The organism is Fortiea contorta PCC 7126 (assembly GCF_000332295.1).
Lineage (GTDB): Bacteria > Cyanobacteriota > Cyanobacteriia > Cyanobacteriales > Nostocaceae > Fortiea > Fortiea contorta.
In genome coordinates, this window is the sequence record NZ_KB235930.1 from 147,368 (window position 1) to 162,816 (window position 15,449).

Sequence of the window (15,449 nt, forward strand, 5' to 3'; positions counted from 1 at the left end):
CCATTGACAAAAGGAAAAAAATATGGCAAACGATACAACCGAAGTTAAAGCGATCGCTCGTTATATCCGAGTCTCCCCGTTCAAAGTGCGCCGTGTACTTGATCAAATCCGGGGACGAACCTACCGAGACGCGTTAATCATCCTCGAATTCTTGCCCTACGGCTCCACTGAACCCATATTAAAAGTACTCAGGAGCGCCGCAGCTAATGCCGAGCATAACGCTGGATTAGACCGAGCAGAATTGCTCATCACTCAGGCATACGCAGATCAAGGCCCCGTATTGAAACGGTTCCAACCCAGAGCGCAAGGTCGAGCTTATCAAATTCGCAAACCAACATGTCATATCACCGTAGCTGTTGGTGTCCCGGCTAAATAAGCTCATACACAAAAATTGCCTAAAGTTAGAAATTTTAGAGGAAGCATTCGTGGGACAGAAAATTCATCCAGTTGGTTTTCGTCTGGGTATTACACAAGAGCATCAATCCCGTTGGTTTGCAGTTCCTGACCGCTATCCAGAACTTCTGCAAGAAGACTACAAACTCCGTCAATACATCGAAAAAAAACTCGGTAGACTCGCTCAAAACAACGCCGGTATTTCCGAAGTGAGAATTGAGCGCAAAGCCGACCAAATCGACCTAGAAGTCCGCACAGCTAGACCAGGGGTAGTAGTCGGTCGTGGTGGACAAGGAATTGAATCACTGCGTACCGGACTCCAAGAACTCTTGGGTAGCAATCGGCAAATTCGCATCAACGTCGTGGAAGTGCAGCGAGTCGATGCAGACGCTTATCTCATCGCTGAATACATTGCTCAACAATTAGAACGCCGCGTTTCCTTCCGACGTGTAGTGCGCCAAGCCATCCTCCGCGCTCAAAAAGCTGGTATTCAAGGCATTAAAGTTCAAGTCAGCGGTCGGCTAAACGGAGCAGAAATTGCCCGGACAGAATGGACTCGTGAAGGTAGAGTACCACTACACACCTTACGGGCTGATATTGACTACTCTTACTGCACAGCCAAAACTATTTACGGCATCTTGGGTATCAAAGTTTGGGTATTTAAGGGCGAAATTATTCCCGGACAGGAAACAACCACACCCCAACAACCTTCTACCCGCGAACGTGAACCCCGTCGTCGTCAACAGCAACGCCGTCGCCAGCAATTTGAAGACCGTTCTAATGAAGGATGAAGTATGAAAGCTAAAGGATGAAACAAGAAAAATTCATACCTCATACTTCATACCTCATACTTCACACTTCATACTTCATACTTCATAGTCATGTTAAGTCCTAGAAGAACTAAATTCCGCAAGCAGCAGCGCGGACGGATGGAGGGTCTAGCAGCCCGTGGTAGCTCCCTCAACTTTGGTGATTTTGCTCTGCAAGCTCAAGAGCCAGCTTGGATCACCTCCCGACAAATCGAGGCTTCCCGTCGAGCTATGACCCGCTATATCCGCCGGGGTGGGCAAATTTGGATTCGGATTTTCCCAGATAAACCTGTTACTATGCGTCCCGCAGAAACCCGGATGGGTTCTGGTAAAGGTTCGCCAGAGTTTTGGGTCGCTGTAGTCAAACCAGGGCGAATTTTATTTGAAATCGCCGGCGTTTCTGAAGAAATTGCCCGTGAAGCTATGCGCTTGGCTGCATACAAACTGCCAATTAAAACCAAATTTATTGTGCGCCCTCAAATACAGGAACAGGAGTAGGGTTATGCCTCTTCCCAAAATTTCAGAAGCAAGAGAATTAAGTGACGAGAAACTGGTTGAGGAAATTACTGCTGTCAAAAGACAGTTATTTCACCTGCGCTTGCAAAAAGCCACCAGACAACTAGACAAGCCCCACCAGTTCAAACACGCCCGCCATCGTTTAGCCCAGTTGTTAACAGTAGAGGGCGAACGCAAACGAGCAGCAGCAAGTCAATCGGCTAACGCAGAAAAGTAGGAGATTATGGCAGTCAAAGAACGAGTTGGCTTGGTAGTGAGTGACAAAATGCAAAAAACGGTGGTAGTCGCCGTGGAAAACCGCGCTCCTCACCCCAAGTACGGCAAGATTGTAGTGCAAACCCGGCGCTATAAAGCCCATGACGAAGAAAATCAATGTAAAGTCGGCGATCGCGTGCGAATTCAGGAAACCAGACCACTGAGCAAAACCAAGCGCTGGCAAATCACAGAAATCCTCAACACCAAAGCCACAACTTAATAGTTGTTATCAAATTAACAACTCTACAAGGGAGATAAATTGTGATCCAACCCCAAAGCTATTTAAATGTTGCCGATAATAGTGGTGCCCGCAAACTAATGTGCATCCGCGTCTTAGGTGCTGGTAATCGTCGTTATGGCGGCGTGGGCGATAAAATTATCGCCGTTGTCAAAGATGCTCAACCCAACATGGCTGTCAAAAAGTCTGATGTGGTAGAAGCAGTCATTGTCCGCACCAGAAAAAGTATCAATCGTGACAGCGGCATGAGCATTCGTTTCGATGACAACGCCGCAGTAATTATTAACAAAGATGGTAATCCCAGAGGCACACGGGTATTTGGCCCAGTGGCTAGGGAACTGCGCGACAAAAACTTCACCAAAATCGTTTCTCTGGCGCCGGAGGTGCTGTAATGGCGAAGCAAAAAGAAAAACCTAAATTCCACAAAATGCACGTCAAAACTGGCGACACCGTGCAAGTGATTGCCGGCAAAGACAAAGGTAAAGTAGGCGAAGTGATTAAAGCACTGCCTCAAGAAAGTAAAGTCCTTGTCAAAGGTGTGAATATTAAAACTAAGCATGTCAAGCCCCAGCAAGAAGGAGAATCAGGGCGCATAGTCACCCAAGAATTCCCCATTCATAGCTCTAACGTCATGCTCTATTCCACCAAGCAAAACGTCGCCAGCCGTATCTGTTATACCTTCACTGCTGAAGGTAAGAAAGTACGGAAACTCAAAAAAACAGGCGAAATTCTCGATAAATAGAGATGAAGATTGAGTGTAAAGGCTGTTCGCCGAGCTTCTTTGAGAGGAGAACAATCAAACAGTCAGATTTCATACTTTATACTTCATACTTGATACTTTTTGTTCCCTGACCCAGCCCAGGGGTAATCAAGAAAAAAACTATGGCGACAACAAGACTCAAAACCTTATACCGAGAGACAATCGTCCCCAAGCTGACCAATCAGTTTCAATACACCAACATTCATCAAGTACCCAAGTTGGTCAAGGTAACTGTGAACCGAGGTTTAGGGGAAGCGGCTCAAAACGCGAAGTCCTTAGAAGCGTCCTTAAACGAAATTGCTGTAATTACTGGACAAAAACCAGTAGTGACACGGGCGAAAAAAGCGATCGCTGGCTTTAAAATCCGTCAAGGTATGCCAGTCGGGATTATGGTCACGCTCCGGGGCGAAAGGATGTACGCCTTTCTCGACCGCCTCGTCAGTCTCTCACTACCCAGAATTCGGGACTTCCGCGGCGTTAGCCCCAAAAGCTTTGACGGTCGCGGTAACTACACCCTCGGTGTCAGAGAACAGCTAATTTTTCCAGAAATCGAGTACGACAACATCGACCAAGTACGTGGTTTGGATATTTCCATCATCACCACAGCAAAAAGCGACGAAGAGGGCCGCGCCTTGCTTAAAGAATTAGGAATGCCCTTTCGCGATCAATAAGTTCATCTATAGAGGAAACGATGGCGGCTAACGACACAATTGCAGATATGCTCACGCGCATCCGCAATGCCAATTTGGCAAGGCATCAAACTACACTAGTGCCAGCTACGAAAATGACTCGTAGTATTGCTAAAGTGCTGCGGGATGAAGGCTTTATCTCTGAATTTGAAGAATCCGGAGAAGGAATAAATCGTAACCTAGTGATTCCCCTGAAATACAAGGGTAAGAATCGTCAACCTTTGATCACCGCCTTAAAGCGCGTGAGCAAACCAGGCTTGCGTGTTTATTCCAACAGAAAAGAATTACCGAGAGTACTAGGCGGTATCGGTATCGCCATCATTTCCACATCCAGTGGCATCATGACAGACCGGGAAGCGCGGCGTCAGAACTTGGGTGGTGAAGTGCTTTGCTACGTTTGGTAGTCATTTGTCATCGGTCATTTGTCATTAGTGCAAGACAAAGGACAAATAACACAGATGCCCAGAGGGCAACTTCCCGAAGGGTAGGACAAATAACAAAGGACAAAGGACGCAAAATCATGTCTCGTATTGGTAAACGCCCAATTACAATCCCCGCCAAAGTCCAAGTGGCGATTGACGGTACAAAAGTTGTGGTGAAAGGCCCCAAAGGCGAACTTTCTCGCAATTTACCAGCTAACGTCATCGTCTCCCAAGAAGGCGAGGTTTTACAGGTAACGCGTCGGGATGAAACCCGCACATCTAGGCAATTGCACGGCTTGAGCCGGACTTTGGTTGCCAACATGGTAGAAGGAGTTTCCCAAGGTTTCCAGCGCCGTTTAGAAATTCAAGGTGTTGGTTATCGGGCACAAGTTCAAGGCCGTAACCTAGTTTTAAACATGGGTTACAGCCATCAGGTGCAAATTGAGCCTCCAGAGGGCATTCAATTTGCAGTGGAAGGCACCACTAACGTGATAGTCAGTGGCTATGACAAAGAAATTGTCGGCAATATAGCCGCGAAAATTCGTGCCGTGCGACCACCTGAGCCTTACAAAGGTAAAGGTATCCGCTATGCAGGTGAAGTGGTCAGACGGAAAGCTGGTAAGACTGGTAAGAGTGGTAAGAAATAAAAATGAAACTTACTCGTAGAGAATCAAAACAGCGCCGCCATCGGCGCGTTCGGGGCAAAGTCAACGGTTCTCAAGACCGTCCCCGGTTAGCTATATTTCGCTCCAATGAGCACATCTATGCTCAAGTAATTGATGATACTAAACAAAATACTTTAGTCGCCGCCTCAAGTGTAGAACCAGATTTGAAATCAGCCTTGGCTTGTGGATCTAACTGTGAAGCATCGGCGCAAGTTGGTAAATTAATTGCATTGCGATCGCTCGAAAAAGGCATCACCAAAGTTGTCTTTGACCGTGGTGGGAACCTCTATCATGGCCGCATCAAAGCCCTAGCCGATGCAGCCCGTGAAGCGGGTTTAGATTTCTAAGCAGTCAAAAGTTCCAAATCCACTAGACTCTTGACTCTTAACCCTTGATTAATAGAGAGCATTAATTATGGCAACTGGTCGTCGTAAAACTAACCGCGCAAAAAAAGAAGAAACCACCTGGCAAGAACGAGTCATTCAGATTCGCCGCGTCAGCAAGGTCGTTAAAGGAGGTAAAAAACTCAGCTTCCGGGCGATCGTTGTCGTCGGTAACGAACGCGGTCAAGTCGGTGTGGGAGTAGGTAAAGCCTCAGATGTAATTGGCGCCGTCAAAAAAGGTGTTGCTGATGGTAAAAAACACCTGATTGATATCCCCATCACCAAATCTAATTCAATTCCCCACCCCATTGATGGTACTGGTGGTGGTGCTAAGGTGATCATGCGCCCAGCCGCTCCCGGTACTGGTGTAATTGCCGGTGGCGCTGTCCGCACTGTACTGGAATTGGCCGGAGTGCGTAACATCCTCGCCAAGCAACTCGGCTCCAACAACCCGCTTAATAATGCCAGAGCCGCAGTTAACGCTTTATCTACTCTGCGGACTTTGAGCGAAGTTGCTGAAGATCGGGGCGTCCCAATAGAAAATCTCTACACCATCTAAACAGTCATTTGTCCTGAGTTGGAAGGTAGGGACTAGAGACTAAAGTTTAGGGGCTAGAAAAGATAGATTTTTTACTCTAATTATGTGACTTTTAGTCTGCATCCCCAATCAATGACAAATGACCAATCACCAATGACAAACGACAAATTAAATTATGAGACTCAGCGATGCCAAGCCCCAAAAAGGCTCAAAAAAACGCCGCAAGCGTGTAGGTAGAGGTATTTCCGCCGGACAAGGCGCCAGTGCTGGTCTAGGTATGCGGGGACAAAAATCTCGTTCTGGTAGCGGTACTCGTCCTGGGTTTGAAGGGGGGCAACAGCCATTGTACCGCCGTCTACCCAAGTTGAAAGGCTTTCCGATTGTGAATCGCAAGATTTACACTACGATTAATGTAGAGAAGCTAGCCTCCCTCCCTGCCAACACAGAAGTAACTTTAGAGTCATTGAAAGCAGCAGGTATTCTCACCTCTGTCAAGGGTTCTTTGAAAATTTTGGGTAATGGTGAATTGACTGTACCCCTGACAGTCAAAGCTGCTGCTTTTACAGGACAAGCTCGCAGCAAAATAGAAGCAGCTGGAGGGAGTTGCGAAGTTATATAAAGAAGGTAGCACTCTATGATCAGTCGAGACAAAGCCCCCACGGCTCAAGAAACTTTTATGCAGATGGCCCAAGCAGCAGGACTCAGAGGTCGGCTGCTCGTCACCGTCGGTATTTTAATTTTGGTTCGCTTGGGCATCTTTTTACCTGTACCAGGAATTGATAGAGCTAGGTTTGCTGAAGCTATATCGGGAAATAACTCTATATTCGGTTTACTGGATATCTTTTCCGGGCGGGGACTTTCGACTTTGGGAGTCTTTGCTTTGGGGATTTTGCCCTTTATTAATGCGTCCATTATCATCCAATTACTGACCGCGGCAATTCCATCTTTAGAAAATTTACAGAAAAATGAAGGAGAAGCGGGACGACGGAAAATTTCCCAAATCACCCGCTATGTGACGGTGGGTTGGGCAATTATCCAAAGTACAGCTTTTTCCTATTTCTTTTTGCAGCAATTTGCTTTAAAACCAGGACTGATATTTGTAGCGGAAACAGCGATCGCTCTCACAGCCGGTTCCATGTTCGTGATGTGGGCATCAGAATTAATCACAGAACGTGGTATTGGTAATGGTGCATCATTGCTGATTTTTGTCAATATTGTGGCTTCATTACCTAAGTCCTTGGGTGACACCATTGACTTGGTACAAGTAGGCGGTAGAGAAATAGTCGGTCGCGTGATTGTGCTGGTGTTGGTATTCCTAGCAACAATTGTGGGGATCGTGTTTGTGCAAGAAGGTATCCGCCGCATCCCCATTATTTCCGCTCGTCGCCAAGTCGGTCGCCGTGTGTTAGCTGAACAACGCAGCTACCTACCCCTGCGCCTCAATTCTGGCGGTGTCATGCCAATTATTTTTGCAGCTGCCATTTTGAGTTTGCCGTTGCTGATTGCTAATTTTACAAAAAATCCGGAATTAGCAAACATCGTTAACAATTATCTCAGTCCTGGCGGTTCTCAGCCTTGGGCTTATGCCTTGGTGTACTTAATTTCTATTGTTTTCTTTAGTTACTTCTATTCTTCGTTGATTGTCAACCCGATAGACGTAGCGCAGAACTTAAAGAAAATGGGTTCTAGTATTCCAGGGATTCGCCCAGGTAAGGCTACTAGTGAGTATATCGAGCGGGTGATCAATCGACTGACTTTCTTAGGTGCTATCTTTTTAGGCTTCGTGGCTATTATCCCCACAGCAGTTGAAAGTGCATTGGGTGTTCCCACCTTTAAAGGATTGGGTGCTACTTCTTTGCTAATTTTAGTTGGTGTGGCTATCGATACAGCCAAACAAGTCCAAACTTACGTGATTTCTCAGCGCTATGAAGGAATGGTGAAACAATAGTGACGCGATTAATCTTCTTGGGGCCGCCAGGAGCTGGTAAAGGAACTCAAGCTCAAAGCTTAGCTCAATTCTTGGGTATTCCCCATATTTCCACAGGGGAAATATTTAGACAAGCTATCAAAGAGCAAACTCCTTTAGGAACCATAGCTCAAGGTTATCTGGATAAAGGTGAGTTAGTCCCTGACGAGTTGACACAGAATTTGGTCAAAGAACGCCTCTCGCAATCGGATGCTCAATCAGGTTGGATTCTAGATGGCTTTCCCCGCAATGTGTCACAAGCGGCTTTTTTGGATCAATTGTTGGTAACAATTAATCAAAACAACGAAAGGGTAGTTAATCTAGACGCCCCTGATGAAATTGTTGTGACGCGCTTACTGGGACGCGGAAGAAAAGATGATAGCGAAGATGTGATTCGTCGTCGTCTTGAAGTTTACCGGGCGGAAACAGCACCCTTGATTGATTATTACCGCGATCGCCAAAAATTACTCACGGTCAACGGCAATCAATCCCCAGAAGAAGTTTCTACGGAATTGCAAAAAGTCATAGCTTGAGGATGAGGATGAGGGCGATGAAGATATCATCTCCCCCTACTCTTCTACATCAGCAGGATCAATTGAAAATTTCGCTAAGATATATTAATAAACTGTTGATATTTATCTTAAAATGTGTTCTCTTGCAGGTGAAGGCACTGCAACAGAATGGGAGCTTGTTGAATTGAGGAAAACACAAATTGTCTAAGCAAGATTTGATTGAGATGGAAGGTACAGTTACAGAGTCTTTGCCCAATGCGATGTTTCGCGTTGACTTAGACAATGGCTTTAATGTACTCGCCCATATTTCCGGCAAAATTCGCCGTAATTATATCAAGATTTTACCCGGCGATCGCGTCAAAGTAGAGTTAACTCCCTACGACTTAACCAAGGGCAGAATCACCTATCGGCTACGCAAGAAGTAAGTATATGTAGAAAATATTACCATAAAATCACCTTAGTAGGCGATTAATATGCATTTAACTGAATATTTTTCCCATAAATGCTATAATCTAATATTTGGAGTCAAATAATAAAGGCATGAAAGTCAGAGCCTCGGTCAAGAAAATTTGTGAAAAGTGTAACGTGATCAAACGACGTGGTCGCGTTATGGTGATCTGCGTCAACCCCAAGCACAAGCAACGCCAAGGATAACGCTCAGACTAGCAGAGCAAGTGCAAGGCAAGACCAACACACCACCAAAAAAACAAGATGCGTTTAGCCGCATTTTTTCCACAGCAATTGGCAAAACAAGAGGGAGAGATTCATTGTGGCACGGATTGCCGGAGTAGACCTTCCACGCGATAAACGTGTTGAGATTGGTCTAACATACATCTACGGAATTGGGTTATCTAGATCGCAAGAAATTTTAGCGGCTACGGGAGTCAACCCTGACACTCGCGTCAAAGATTTAAGCGACGCTGATGTTGCTGCTCTGCGAGGAGAAATAGAAAGCAACTATCAAGTCGAAGGCGACTTGCGGCGCTGGGAAGCGATGAACATCAAACGCCTCATCGACATTGGTACTTACAGAGGTCGGCGTCATCGCATGAGCTTACCAGTCAGAGGACAAAGAACCCGCACCAATGCCAGAACCAGACGAGGTAGAAGGCAGACAGTGGCTGGCAAGAAGAAAGCACCGGGCAAATAAAATCCTCATGCTTGCTGTTAATCAGAGCAAGTTTTACCTTAACTTAACTACACAAATATGGCGCGACAACCAACAAAAAAATCCGGGAGCAAAAAGCAGAAACGGAACGTACCTAATGGGATAGCCTATATCCAATCTACTTTCAACAATAGCATTGTTACCATTAGCGATCAAAACGGCGATGTCATCTCTTGGGCAAGCGCGGGTTCCAGCGGTTTTAAGGGAGCAAAAAAAGGAACTCCCTTTGCAGCCCAGACAGCTGCAGAAAGCGCTGCTCGTCGAGCTATTGATCAAGGAATGCGCCAAATAGAGGTGATGGTCAGTGGCCCGGGAGCAGGTAGAGAAACAGCTATCCGTGCCCTCCAAGGAGCAGGATTAGAAATCACTCTCATTCGGGATATTACCCCGATTCCTCACAATGGTTGCCGTCCTCCCAAGCGCCGCCGAGTTTAGAGATAAACAGCGAGACAGTCGGGTCAAAAAATGAGAGCAGAAGCAAGTCACCTGTGATGACTTCCAGAAAGCCGCTTGTGACACATAAACTAACAAGTCCCCCCAGAAGGACATCTGCTCAACTTCCCAAAATCCTTAACATGATGAGCACCCGTGAGATGAATGCCGTCAAACTCTAGCAACGTCTCATGTTGGCAGTTTGACACAACCCCAAGCAGATCAAGGTAGAAAGTAGATTCGGGAGGCAATTGACTTGCCTTTCAGCAGCACCTCAAAACAAGGGAGGCCGCTCCGTGGCGCAATTTCAAATTGAATGTGTAGAGTCTAATACAGAAGAAAGTCGGAGCCATTACAGTAAATTTGTCCTCGAGCCTCTAGAACGCGGACAAGGAACGACAGTTGGTAACGCCTTGAGGCGAGTTTTGCTGTCCAATCTAGAGGGAACAGCAGTTACAGCAGTCAGGATTGCAGGCGTTTCCCACGAGTTTGCTACAGTTCCTGGTGTGCGGGAAGACGTGCTAGAAATCCTCATGAAAATGAAGGAAGTCATCCTCAAAAGCTATTCCTCACAACCCCAGATTGGTAGATTACTGGTTAACGGCCCATCAACAGTGACTGCGGCTCATTTTGATTTACCCAGTGAAGTAGAAGTGATCGACCCGACCCAGTATGTAGCCACCCTAGCTGAGGGCGGTAAGCTGGAAATGGAATTTCGGATCGAGAAAGGTAAAGGTTATCGCACTGTAGAGCGGGGAAGAGAAGAAGCCACATCTTTGGACTTTCTGCAAATCGACTCCGTGTTTATGCCAGTGCGTAAAGTTAACTACAGCGTTGAAGAAGCCCGTGGCGATGGCTCCATCACCAAAGACCGACTGCTGTTAGAAGTTTGGACAAATGGTAGCCTCTCTCCCCAAGAAGCGCTATCCTCTGCTGCGGGGATTTTAGTAGAGCTATTCAACCCGTTGAAGGATATCTCTCTAGAACCAACCGATATCGGTTCGGATATTCCCGACGACCCCACAGCCCAAATTCCGATCGAAGAATTGCAGCTTTCTGTACGGGCTTATAACTGTCTCAAGCGGGCACAAGTTAACTCTGTAGCCGACTTGCTGGATTATACCCAAGAAGACCTGTTAGAAATTAAAAACTTCGGTCAAAAGTCAGCAGAAGAAGTAGTAGAAGCTTTACAGCGCCGCTTAGGCATTACTTTACCTCCAGAAAGAGGCTCGAAACACGCCTAATTGAAAACCGTTAATTATTCATAGTGCATTATTATGCGTCACCGTTGTCGGGTCAAAAAACTCAGTAAACCAGCAGACCAGCGTCGGGCGCTGCTACGCGCTCTCACCACCGAGCTAGTTCGTCATGGCAGAATTACCACAACTTTAGTTCGGGCTAAAGTTGTGCGGAGTGAAGTAGACAAAATGATCACTCTGGCTAAAGATGGCTCTCTAGCATCACGCCGTGCAGCTCTTGGTTATATCTACGATAAATCATTAGTTCACGCTTTGTTTGAGCAAGCGCCCACTCGGTATGCTAATCGCCAAGGTGGTTACACCCGCATTCTGCACACCGTCCCGCGCCGGGGTGACAATGCGGAAATGGCTATTTTGGAATTAGTTTAAGTCAAGGGTCAAATGTCAAGAGTCAAAAGTGAAATATTTCTATGATCAAGTTGAAGACTTATTTACATGAATGACAAATGACAAATGACAAATGACATGTATGTTAGAAAGCCACCAGCCACAAACTCACAGAGTAGCCCTGGTAATCCAATACCTGGGCACTCACTTTCATGGTTGGCAACGGCAAAAACATCAGCGTAGTGTCCAAGAAGAGATAGAAACAGCGATCGCGCGAATTCTTGGGTATCATGTGACACTACACGGCGCAGGACGAACCGATGCAGGTGTTCACGCCGCCGCTCAAGTAGCCCATTTTGAAGCCACAGGTTTGATCCCGGCGCACAAATGGGCAACTATTCTCAATAGCTATCTGCCCCAAGATATATTAATAAGAGCTTCAGCAAGTGTAGAGAGCCACTGGCACGCCCGCTTTAGCGCCGCTTACCGACGGTATCGCTACACGTTGTTCACTGAAGACAGACCGAACTTGTTCGCTTCTCCCTTCAGTTGGCACTATTATTATGCACCCCTGGATGAATGCTTAATGCAAACAGCCCTGAAGCCCTTGCTGGGAAAGCATGATCTCGCCGCTTTTCATCGCGCCGGGTCAAAGCGATCGCATTCTTGGGTAGAAGTGCAAGCAGCAGAGTGTATTCGCAGCGGGCCATTTATCCATATTGAAATTCAAGCAGATGGATTTTTGTATGGTATGGTGCGGCTCTTGATCGGGATGTTGGTACAAGTAGGTTCCGGGCATCGTCCCTTGACAAACTTTACCCAACTCTGGCAAGAACAGCGCCGGGAAGAAGTCAAATACGCCGCACCGCCCCAAGGCTTATGCTTATTGCGAGTCGGCTATTCAGATTTCCCCTTTCCCAAAGAGATTTGGTACGAGACCTTACCAAAATTAATTATTAGTCAAGAGTCACGAGTGACAACAAATGACCCTTGACAAACGACAAATGATAAAGGACAAACCACATGAGTAAAACCTACCTTCCTCCTCAAGCAGCCCTTGAGCATGAGTGGTACGTCGTAGACGCCACCGACAAACGCCTCGGTCGCCTCGCCAGCGAAATCGCCCAGGTTTTGCGAGGTAAAAACAAACCCGAATACACTCCCCACATGGACACAGGCGATTTTGTAGTTGTGATCAACGCCGAAAAAGTCGCAGTTACAGGTAAGAAACGAACACAAAAGCTTTACCGTCGCCATTCCGGCCGTCCTGGGGGAATGAAAACAGAAACCTTTGCAAAACTACAACAACGTTTACCAGAACGAATTTTAGAACATGCTGTTAAAGGTATGCTGCCCAAAAATAGCTTGGGTAAACACTTATTCACTAAGTTGAAAGTATACGCAGGGCCTACTCATCCCCACGCAGCACAAAAACCCAAAGAACTGAAAATTAATACAATTCCAGGAGCAGAAAATTAATGGTAGTGGCAGAAGCTAACAGCGGTCGCGCTGTATACTGGGGCACAGGCCGTCGTAAGTCGGCAGTCGCACGGGTACGCCTAGTCCCCGGCGAAGGTAAGCTGACTGTAAATGGCAAGGACGGAGTATTATACTTCCAATTCAACGCTAACTATTTGGGAGTGATCAAGGCTCCTCTAGAAACCTTGGGATTGGAAAACGAATACGATATTTTAGTCAAGGCTGAAGGTGGTGGCTTGACCGGACAGGCTGACTCCATTCGCCTAGGAGTCGCTCGCGCTTTGTGTCAACTAGATCCAGATAACCGCTCGCCTTTAAAAACTGAAGGCTATCTGACCCGTGATCCCAGAGCCAAAGAGCGGAAAAAATACGGTTTACACAAAGCCCGCAAAGCACCTCAGTACTCCAAACGATAGGTATTGGGCACGGTTAAGAATCGATATTCTAGCCCCTAGTCCCGATTGCCGCCTAAAAGTTATAATTTCTATAGATTTACCACAAACGGAACAATGGCTAAAGCTGATATTCATCCCAAGTGGTATCCAGACGCTAAAGTTTACTGCAACGGTCAAGTTGTGATGACTGTTGGCTCTACTAAGCCAGAATTGCACGTAGACGTTTGGTCTGGGAACCACCCCTTTTACACCGGTACTCAGAAGATTATTGACACCGAAGGTCGCGTTGAGCGCTTCCTCCGCAAATACGGTATGTCTAGCACTCAAGCCTCTAACGACAAACAGAAAAAGTAGCGAATTGGCTCTGCTGTTAACGACGACCCTGCGCTCGCTGGGTCGATTGTCATTTAATGAGTGAGCCAATTTGTGATTTTTAAGGAGCGTCGTTGTCATGGCTGAAACATACCTGTTAGAAAAACTCAAATCTGTTGAACAAACTTTTACTGAATTAACACGTCGCCTTGCTGACCCTGATACTGCGAAAAATCCTGACGAGTATCAAAAAATTGCCAAGTCTCGTTCTTCTTTGGAAGAGGTAGTGAATACTTACGAAACTTGGAAAACTGCTCAGGAAGAATTAGTAGGGGCGCGTCAGGTGCTCAAAGAAGCAAATAGCGATCCGGAGTTACAAGAAATCGCCGCCCTGGAAGTGGCAGAATTAGAGCAAAAGCTAGAATTTTTAGAAAATCGTTTAAAGGTCTTGCTGTTACCCCGCGATCCTAATGATGATAAAAACATCATGTTAGAAATTCGCGCCGGTACTGGGGGAGATGAAGCGAGTATTTGGGCTGGGGATTTGCTGCGAATGTACTCCCGCTATGCCGATGTTCAGGGGTGGAGAGTCAAGCTAGTGAGCGAGTCACTAGGTGAAATGGGTGGATTTAAAGAAGTTATTCTGGAAATTCAGGGTGAGAGCGTTTACAGTAAGCTGAAGTTTGAAGCTGGAGTGCATCGAGTGCAGCGTGTACCAGCAACAGAAGCTGGGGGAAGGGTTCACACCTCCACAGCCACTGTGGCAATTATGCCAGAGGTGAATGATGTGGAAATCCATATCGACCCCAAGGATATTGAAATGAGTACGGCTCGTTCTGGTGGTGCTGGTGGACAAAACGTCAACAAGGTGGAAACAGCCGCTGACTTGTATCACAAACCAACTGGTATCCGGATTTTCTGCACAGAAGAACGCAGCCAGTTGCAGAACAAAGAGCGGGCGATGCAAATCTTGCGGGCGAAGTTGTATGAAATGAAGTTACGCGAACAACAAGAGGCTGTAACTTCCATGCGGCGATCGCAAGTAGGTACGGGATCGCGATCTGAAAAAATCCGCACTTACAATTATAAAGATAATCGCGCCACCGACCACCGCCTAGGACAGAACTATGCTCTTAACCCCGTCCTAGAAGGCGATTTGGAAACACTCATCCAATCTTGTATATCTCAAGACCAGCAGGAGCGTTTAGCAGAGTTAGCTGCTGCTGGCGCCACCAACTAATATTGGTCTTTAAATAACAGAGAGAACCGCCTGTGATAATGTACTATTTAGTACACATAAGCGGTTTTCTAATGCTTGTTGAAGCGCTGTTTCTACGTCATTGGGATAGTAGTAACACGCAAATTCATATTGCACAAAGTGATTTAACTTGATTAATTCCTTTGAAGTTTGGCAACTCTCAACTAACTTTGCAACTTCGCTGTGCCAACGTGCAAAAATGCGGTAACTGAAAAAGCTGCTGCACACGTTGCCTTGACAATCCCAGAAGGAAATACAAACCTGATGCTTAAGGCTGGTAATTTTTTTAATTTGCTTGACTTTGTAGCCTTGGGCTTGGAGTGCTTCTTTAGCTTCTGTTTCCAAAATGTGCCACTGTTCTGGTTTAATTTTATTAATAGCTATAAGATTTTTACCTTGGCGGCGATACTGTATACCTTTGCGTAGCTTGCGAAACATTTTGCACCATCGATATTATTTATTCGCAGCAATGCCCAGCCACTATTGAAGCAGCCGTAGCAAACTAAGTTATCTGAGATAGGAATGATTAAATCATTCCACTCCAGAATTGAATACCATAGTTGCTGATTGCCAACAGAAGATATAGTTTATAGTCAAAATACAAGGTTGTCAATATGCAAAGTAAACTTGTAGTATTGCAACTAGATGTGTAAACGCAGTTGACTAGCTACAC

27 protein-coding genes are annotated in these 15,449 nt (G+C 46.2%); 26 read left to right on the top strand and 1 reads right to left on the bottom strand.

What is annotated here, in order from left to right; all coding sequences use genetic code 11:
* Nucleotides 1-22 precede the first annotated feature (22 nt).
* From rplV to prfA, 26 genes are all read left to right on the top strand, one after another.
* Nucleotides 23-376, top strand: a complete 354-nt coding sequence (rplV, locus tag MIC7126_RS0100725; protein WP_017651198.1) for a 50S ribosomal protein L22 — start codon at nt 23-25, stop codon at nt 374-376.
* A gap of 49 nt (nt 377-425) precedes the next feature.
* Nucleotides 426-1,184, top strand: coding sequence for a 30S ribosomal protein S3 (rpsC, locus tag MIC7126_RS0100730; RefSeq protein WP_017651199.1), 759 nt, complete (start codon nt 426-428; stop codon nt 1,182-1,184).
* 90 nt (nt 1,185-1,274) lie between these two features.
* Nucleotides 1,275-1,700 (top strand): 50S ribosomal protein L16, encoded by a 426-nt coding sequence (gene rplP, locus MIC7126_RS0100735; RefSeq protein WP_017651200.1) that lies wholly within the window; start codon nt 1,275-1,277, stop codon nt 1,698-1,700.
* Nucleotides 1,701-1,704: 4 nt separating this feature from the next.
* A complete protein-coding gene (gene rpmC / locus MIC7126_RS0100740) occupies nt 1,705-1,935 on the top strand; it encodes a 50S ribosomal protein L29 (protein ID WP_017651201.1) in 231 nt (76 codons plus the stop codon).
* A 6-nt stretch (nt 1,936-1,941) separates the two neighbouring features.
* On the top strand, nt 1,942-2,193 hold the full coding sequence (gene rpsQ / locus MIC7126_RS0100745; RefSeq protein ID WP_017651202.1) for a 30S ribosomal protein S17: 252 nt from the start codon (nt 1,942-1,944) through the stop codon (nt 2,191-2,193).
* Nucleotides 2,194-2,234: 41 nt separating this feature from the next.
* Nucleotides 2,235-2,603: a 50S ribosomal protein L14 gene (gene rplN, locus MIC7126_RS0100750; protein ID WP_017651203.1), complete on the top strand. Its 369-nt coding sequence runs from the start codon at nt 2,235-2,237 to the stop codon at nt 2,601-2,603.
* Nucleotides 2,603-2,953, top strand: a complete 351-nt coding sequence (rplX, locus tag MIC7126_RS0100755; RefSeq protein WP_017651204.1) for a 50S ribosomal protein L24 — start codon at nt 2,603-2,605, stop codon at nt 2,951-2,953. The genes rplN and rplX overlap by 1 nt, the downstream gene beginning before the upstream one ends.
* 140 nt (nt 2,954-3,093) lie before the next feature.
* Nucleotides 3,094-3,642 (top strand): 50S ribosomal protein L5, encoded by a 549-nt coding sequence (gene rplE / locus MIC7126_RS0100760; protein ID WP_017651205.1) that lies wholly within the window; start codon nt 3,094-3,096, stop codon nt 3,640-3,642.
* Between the two features lie 20 nt (nt 3,643-3,662).
* Entirely contained in the window at nt 3,663-4,064 is a 402-nt protein-coding gene (rpsH, locus tag MIC7126_RS0100765; RefSeq protein ID WP_017651206.1) for a 30S ribosomal protein S8, read from the top strand.
* 116 nt (nt 4,065-4,180) lie between these two features.
* Nucleotides 4,181-4,729 (top strand): 50S ribosomal protein L6, encoded by a 549-nt coding sequence (rplF, locus tag MIC7126_RS0100770; RefSeq protein WP_017651207.1) that lies wholly within the window; start codon nt 4,181-4,183, stop codon nt 4,727-4,729.
* A 2-nt stretch (nt 4,730-4,731) separates the two neighbouring features.
* A complete protein-coding gene (gene rplR / locus MIC7126_RS0100775; RefSeq protein ID WP_017651208.1) occupies nt 4,732-5,094 on the top strand; it encodes a 50S ribosomal protein L18 in 363 nt (120 codons plus the stop codon).
* 67 nt (nt 5,095-5,161) lie between these two features.
* Nucleotides 5,162-5,689, top strand: a complete 528-nt coding sequence (rpsE, locus tag MIC7126_RS0100780) for a 30S ribosomal protein S5 (protein ID WP_017651209.1) — start codon at nt 5,162-5,164, stop codon at nt 5,687-5,689.
* Nucleotides 5,690-5,843: 154 nt separating this feature from the next.
* Nucleotides 5,844-6,287, top strand: coding sequence for a 50S ribosomal protein L15 (rplO, locus tag MIC7126_RS0100785; protein ID WP_017651210.1), 444 nt, complete (start codon nt 5,844-5,846; stop codon nt 6,285-6,287).
* A 15-nt stretch (nt 6,288-6,302) separates the two neighbouring features.
* The gene (gene secY / locus MIC7126_RS0100790) at nt 6,303-7,616 is read left to right on the top strand and encodes a preprotein translocase subunit SecY (RefSeq protein ID WP_017651211.1); all 1,314 of its coding nucleotides are present in this window, start codon (nt 6,303-6,305) and stop codon (nt 7,614-7,616) included.
* Nucleotides 7,616-8,167 carry an adenylate kinase gene (locus tag MIC7126_RS0100795; protein WP_017651212.1) on the top strand — a complete coding sequence of 184 codons (552 nt, stop codon included), beginning with the start codon at nt 7,616-7,618 and terminating at the stop codon, nt 8,165-8,167. The genes secY and MIC7126_RS0100795 overlap by 1 nt, the downstream gene beginning before the upstream one ends.
* A gap of 179 nt (nt 8,168-8,346) precedes the next feature.
* A complete protein-coding gene (gene infA, locus MIC7126_RS0100805; protein WP_006276978.1) occupies nt 8,347-8,571 on the top strand; it encodes a translation initiation factor IF-1 in 225 nt (74 codons plus the stop codon).
* A gap of 115 nt (nt 8,572-8,686) precedes the next feature.
* The gene (rpmJ, locus tag MIC7126_RS28930; RefSeq protein WP_015129703.1) at nt 8,687-8,800 is read left to right on the top strand and encodes a 50S ribosomal protein L36; all 114 of its coding nucleotides are present in this window, start codon (nt 8,687-8,689) and stop codon (nt 8,798-8,800) included.
* A 115-nt stretch (nt 8,801-8,915) separates the two neighbouring features.
* Nucleotides 8,916-9,296 (top strand): 30S ribosomal protein S13, encoded by a 381-nt coding sequence (rpsM, locus tag MIC7126_RS0100810; protein WP_017651214.1) that lies wholly within the window; start codon nt 8,916-8,918, stop codon nt 9,294-9,296.
* 57 nt (nt 9,297-9,353) lie between these two features.
* The gene (gene rpsK / locus MIC7126_RS0100815) at nt 9,354-9,749 is read left to right on the top strand and encodes a 30S ribosomal protein S11 (RefSeq protein ID WP_017651215.1); all 396 of its coding nucleotides are present in this window, start codon (nt 9,354-9,356) and stop codon (nt 9,747-9,749) included.
* Nucleotides 9,750-10,042: 293 nt separating this feature from the next.
* The gene (locus tag MIC7126_RS0100820) at nt 10,043-10,990 is read left to right on the top strand and encodes a DNA-directed RNA polymerase subunit alpha (protein WP_017651216.1); all 948 of its coding nucleotides are present in this window, start codon (nt 10,043-10,045) and stop codon (nt 10,988-10,990) included.
* A gap of 33 nt (nt 10,991-11,023) precedes the next feature.
* Complete coding sequence (gene rplQ, locus MIC7126_RS0100825) at nt 11,024-11,374, top strand: 50S ribosomal protein L17 (RefSeq protein WP_017651217.1); 351 nt, start codon at nt 11,024-11,026, stop codon at nt 11,372-11,374.
* Between the two features lie 100 nt (nt 11,375-11,474).
* Nucleotides 11,475-12,326 carry a tRNA pseudouridine(38-40) synthase TruA gene (truA, locus tag MIC7126_RS0100830; protein ID WP_017651218.1) on the top strand — a complete coding sequence of 284 codons (852 nt, stop codon included), beginning with the start codon at nt 11,475-11,477 and terminating at the stop codon, nt 12,324-12,326.
* Nucleotides 12,327-12,355: 29 nt separating this feature from the next.
* A complete protein-coding gene (rplM, locus tag MIC7126_RS0100835; protein WP_017651219.1) occupies nt 12,356-12,811 on the top strand; it encodes a 50S ribosomal protein L13 in 456 nt (151 codons plus the stop codon).
* On the top strand, nt 12,811-13,227 hold the full coding sequence (rpsI, locus tag MIC7126_RS0100840) for a 30S ribosomal protein S9 (RefSeq protein ID WP_017651220.1): 417 nt from the start codon (nt 12,811-12,813) through the stop codon (nt 13,225-13,227). The genes rplM and rpsI overlap by 1 nt, the downstream gene beginning before the upstream one ends.
* Nucleotides 13,228-13,320: 93 nt before the next feature.
* Nucleotides 13,321-13,560, top strand: a complete 240-nt coding sequence (gene rpmE / locus MIC7126_RS0100845; RefSeq protein WP_017651221.1) for a 50S ribosomal protein L31 — start codon at nt 13,321-13,323, stop codon at nt 13,558-13,560.
* 97 nt (nt 13,561-13,657) lie between these two features.
* Nucleotides 13,658-14,758, top strand: coding sequence for a peptide chain release factor 1 (prfA, locus tag MIC7126_RS0100850; RefSeq protein ID WP_017651222.1), 1,101 nt, complete (start codon nt 13,658-13,660; stop codon nt 14,756-14,758).
* Nucleotides 14,759-14,767: 9 nt separating this feature from the next.
* Here prfA and MIC7126_RS0100855 read toward each other — a convergent pair whose 3' ends face one another.
* A complete protein-coding gene (locus tag MIC7126_RS0100855; protein ID WP_017651223.1) occupies nt 14,768-15,214 on the bottom strand; it encodes a hypothetical protein in 447 nt (148 codons plus the stop codon).
* Nucleotides 15,215-15,449: the final 235 nt, after the last annotated feature.

What these genes read in the sequence shown, in the direction of transcription:
- truA (WP_017651218.1), top strand. Translation starts at nt 11,475, where the DNA reads ATGTTAGAAAGCCACCAGCCACAAACTCACAGAGTAGCCCTGGTAATC.
- rpsI (WP_017651220.1), top strand. Translation starts at nt 12,811, where the DNA reads ATGGTAGTGGCAGAAGCTAACAGCGGTCGCGCTGTATACTGGGGCACA.
- rplR (WP_017651208.1), top strand. Translation starts at nt 4,732, where the DNA reads ATGAAACTTACTCGTAGAGAATCAAAACAGCGCCGCCATCGGCGCGTT.
- MIC7126_RS0100855 (WP_017651223.1), bottom strand. Translation starts at nt 15,214, where the DNA reads ATGTTTCGCAAGCTACGCAAAGGTATACAGTATCGCCGCCAAGGTAAA.
- rplE (WP_017651205.1), top strand. Translation starts at nt 3,094, where the DNA reads ATGGCGACAACAAGACTCAAAACCTTATACCGAGAGACAATCGTCCCC.
- prfA (WP_017651222.1), top strand. Translation starts at nt 13,658, where the DNA reads ATGGCTGAAACATACCTGTTAGAAAAACTCAAATCTGTTGAACAAACT.
- rpsE (WP_017651209.1), top strand. Translation starts at nt 5,162, where the DNA reads ATGGCAACTGGTCGTCGTAAAACTAACCGCGCAAAAAAAGAAGAAACC.
- rpmJ (WP_015129703.1), top strand. Translation starts at nt 8,687, where the DNA reads ATGAAAGTCAGAGCCTCGGTCAAGAAAATTTGTGAAAAGTGTAACGTG.
- rplX (WP_017651204.1), top strand. Translation starts at nt 2,603, where the DNA reads ATGGCGAAGCAAAAAGAAAAACCTAAATTCCACAAAATGCACGTCAAA.
- rpmE (WP_017651221.1), top strand. Translation starts at nt 13,321, where the DNA reads ATGGCTAAAGCTGATATTCATCCCAAGTGGTATCCAGACGCTAAAGTT.
- rplV (WP_017651198.1), top strand. Translation starts at nt 23, where the DNA reads ATGGCAAACGATACAACCGAAGTTAAAGCGATCGCTCGTTATATCCGA.
- rpsH (WP_017651206.1), top strand. Translation starts at nt 3,663, where the DNA reads ATGGCGGCTAACGACACAATTGCAGATATGCTCACGCGCATCCGCAAT.
- secY (WP_017651211.1), top strand. Translation starts at nt 6,303, where the DNA reads ATGATCAGTCGAGACAAAGCCCCCACGGCTCAAGAAACTTTTATGCAG.
- rplP (WP_017651200.1), top strand. Translation starts at nt 1,275, where the DNA reads ATGTTAAGTCCTAGAAGAACTAAATTCCGCAAGCAGCAGCGCGGACGG.
- rpmC (WP_017651201.1), top strand. Translation starts at nt 1,705, where the DNA reads ATGCCTCTTCCCAAAATTTCAGAAGCAAGAGAATTAAGTGACGAGAAA.
- rplO (WP_017651210.1), top strand. Translation starts at nt 5,844, where the DNA reads ATGAGACTCAGCGATGCCAAGCCCCAAAAAGGCTCAAAAAAACGCCGC.
- rpsQ (WP_017651202.1), top strand. Translation starts at nt 1,942, where the DNA reads ATGGCAGTCAAAGAACGAGTTGGCTTGGTAGTGAGTGACAAAATGCAA.
- rplQ (WP_017651217.1), top strand. Translation starts at nt 11,024, where the DNA reads ATGCGTCACCGTTGTCGGGTCAAAAAACTCAGTAAACCAGCAGACCAG.
- rpsK (WP_017651215.1), top strand. Translation starts at nt 9,354, where the DNA reads ATGGCGCGACAACCAACAAAAAAATCCGGGAGCAAAAAGCAGAAACGG.
- rplM (WP_017651219.1), top strand. Translation starts at nt 12,356, where the DNA reads ATGAGTAAAACCTACCTTCCTCCTCAAGCAGCCCTTGAGCATGAGTGG.
- rplF (WP_017651207.1), top strand. Translation starts at nt 4,181, where the DNA reads ATGTCTCGTATTGGTAAACGCCCAATTACAATCCCCGCCAAAGTCCAA.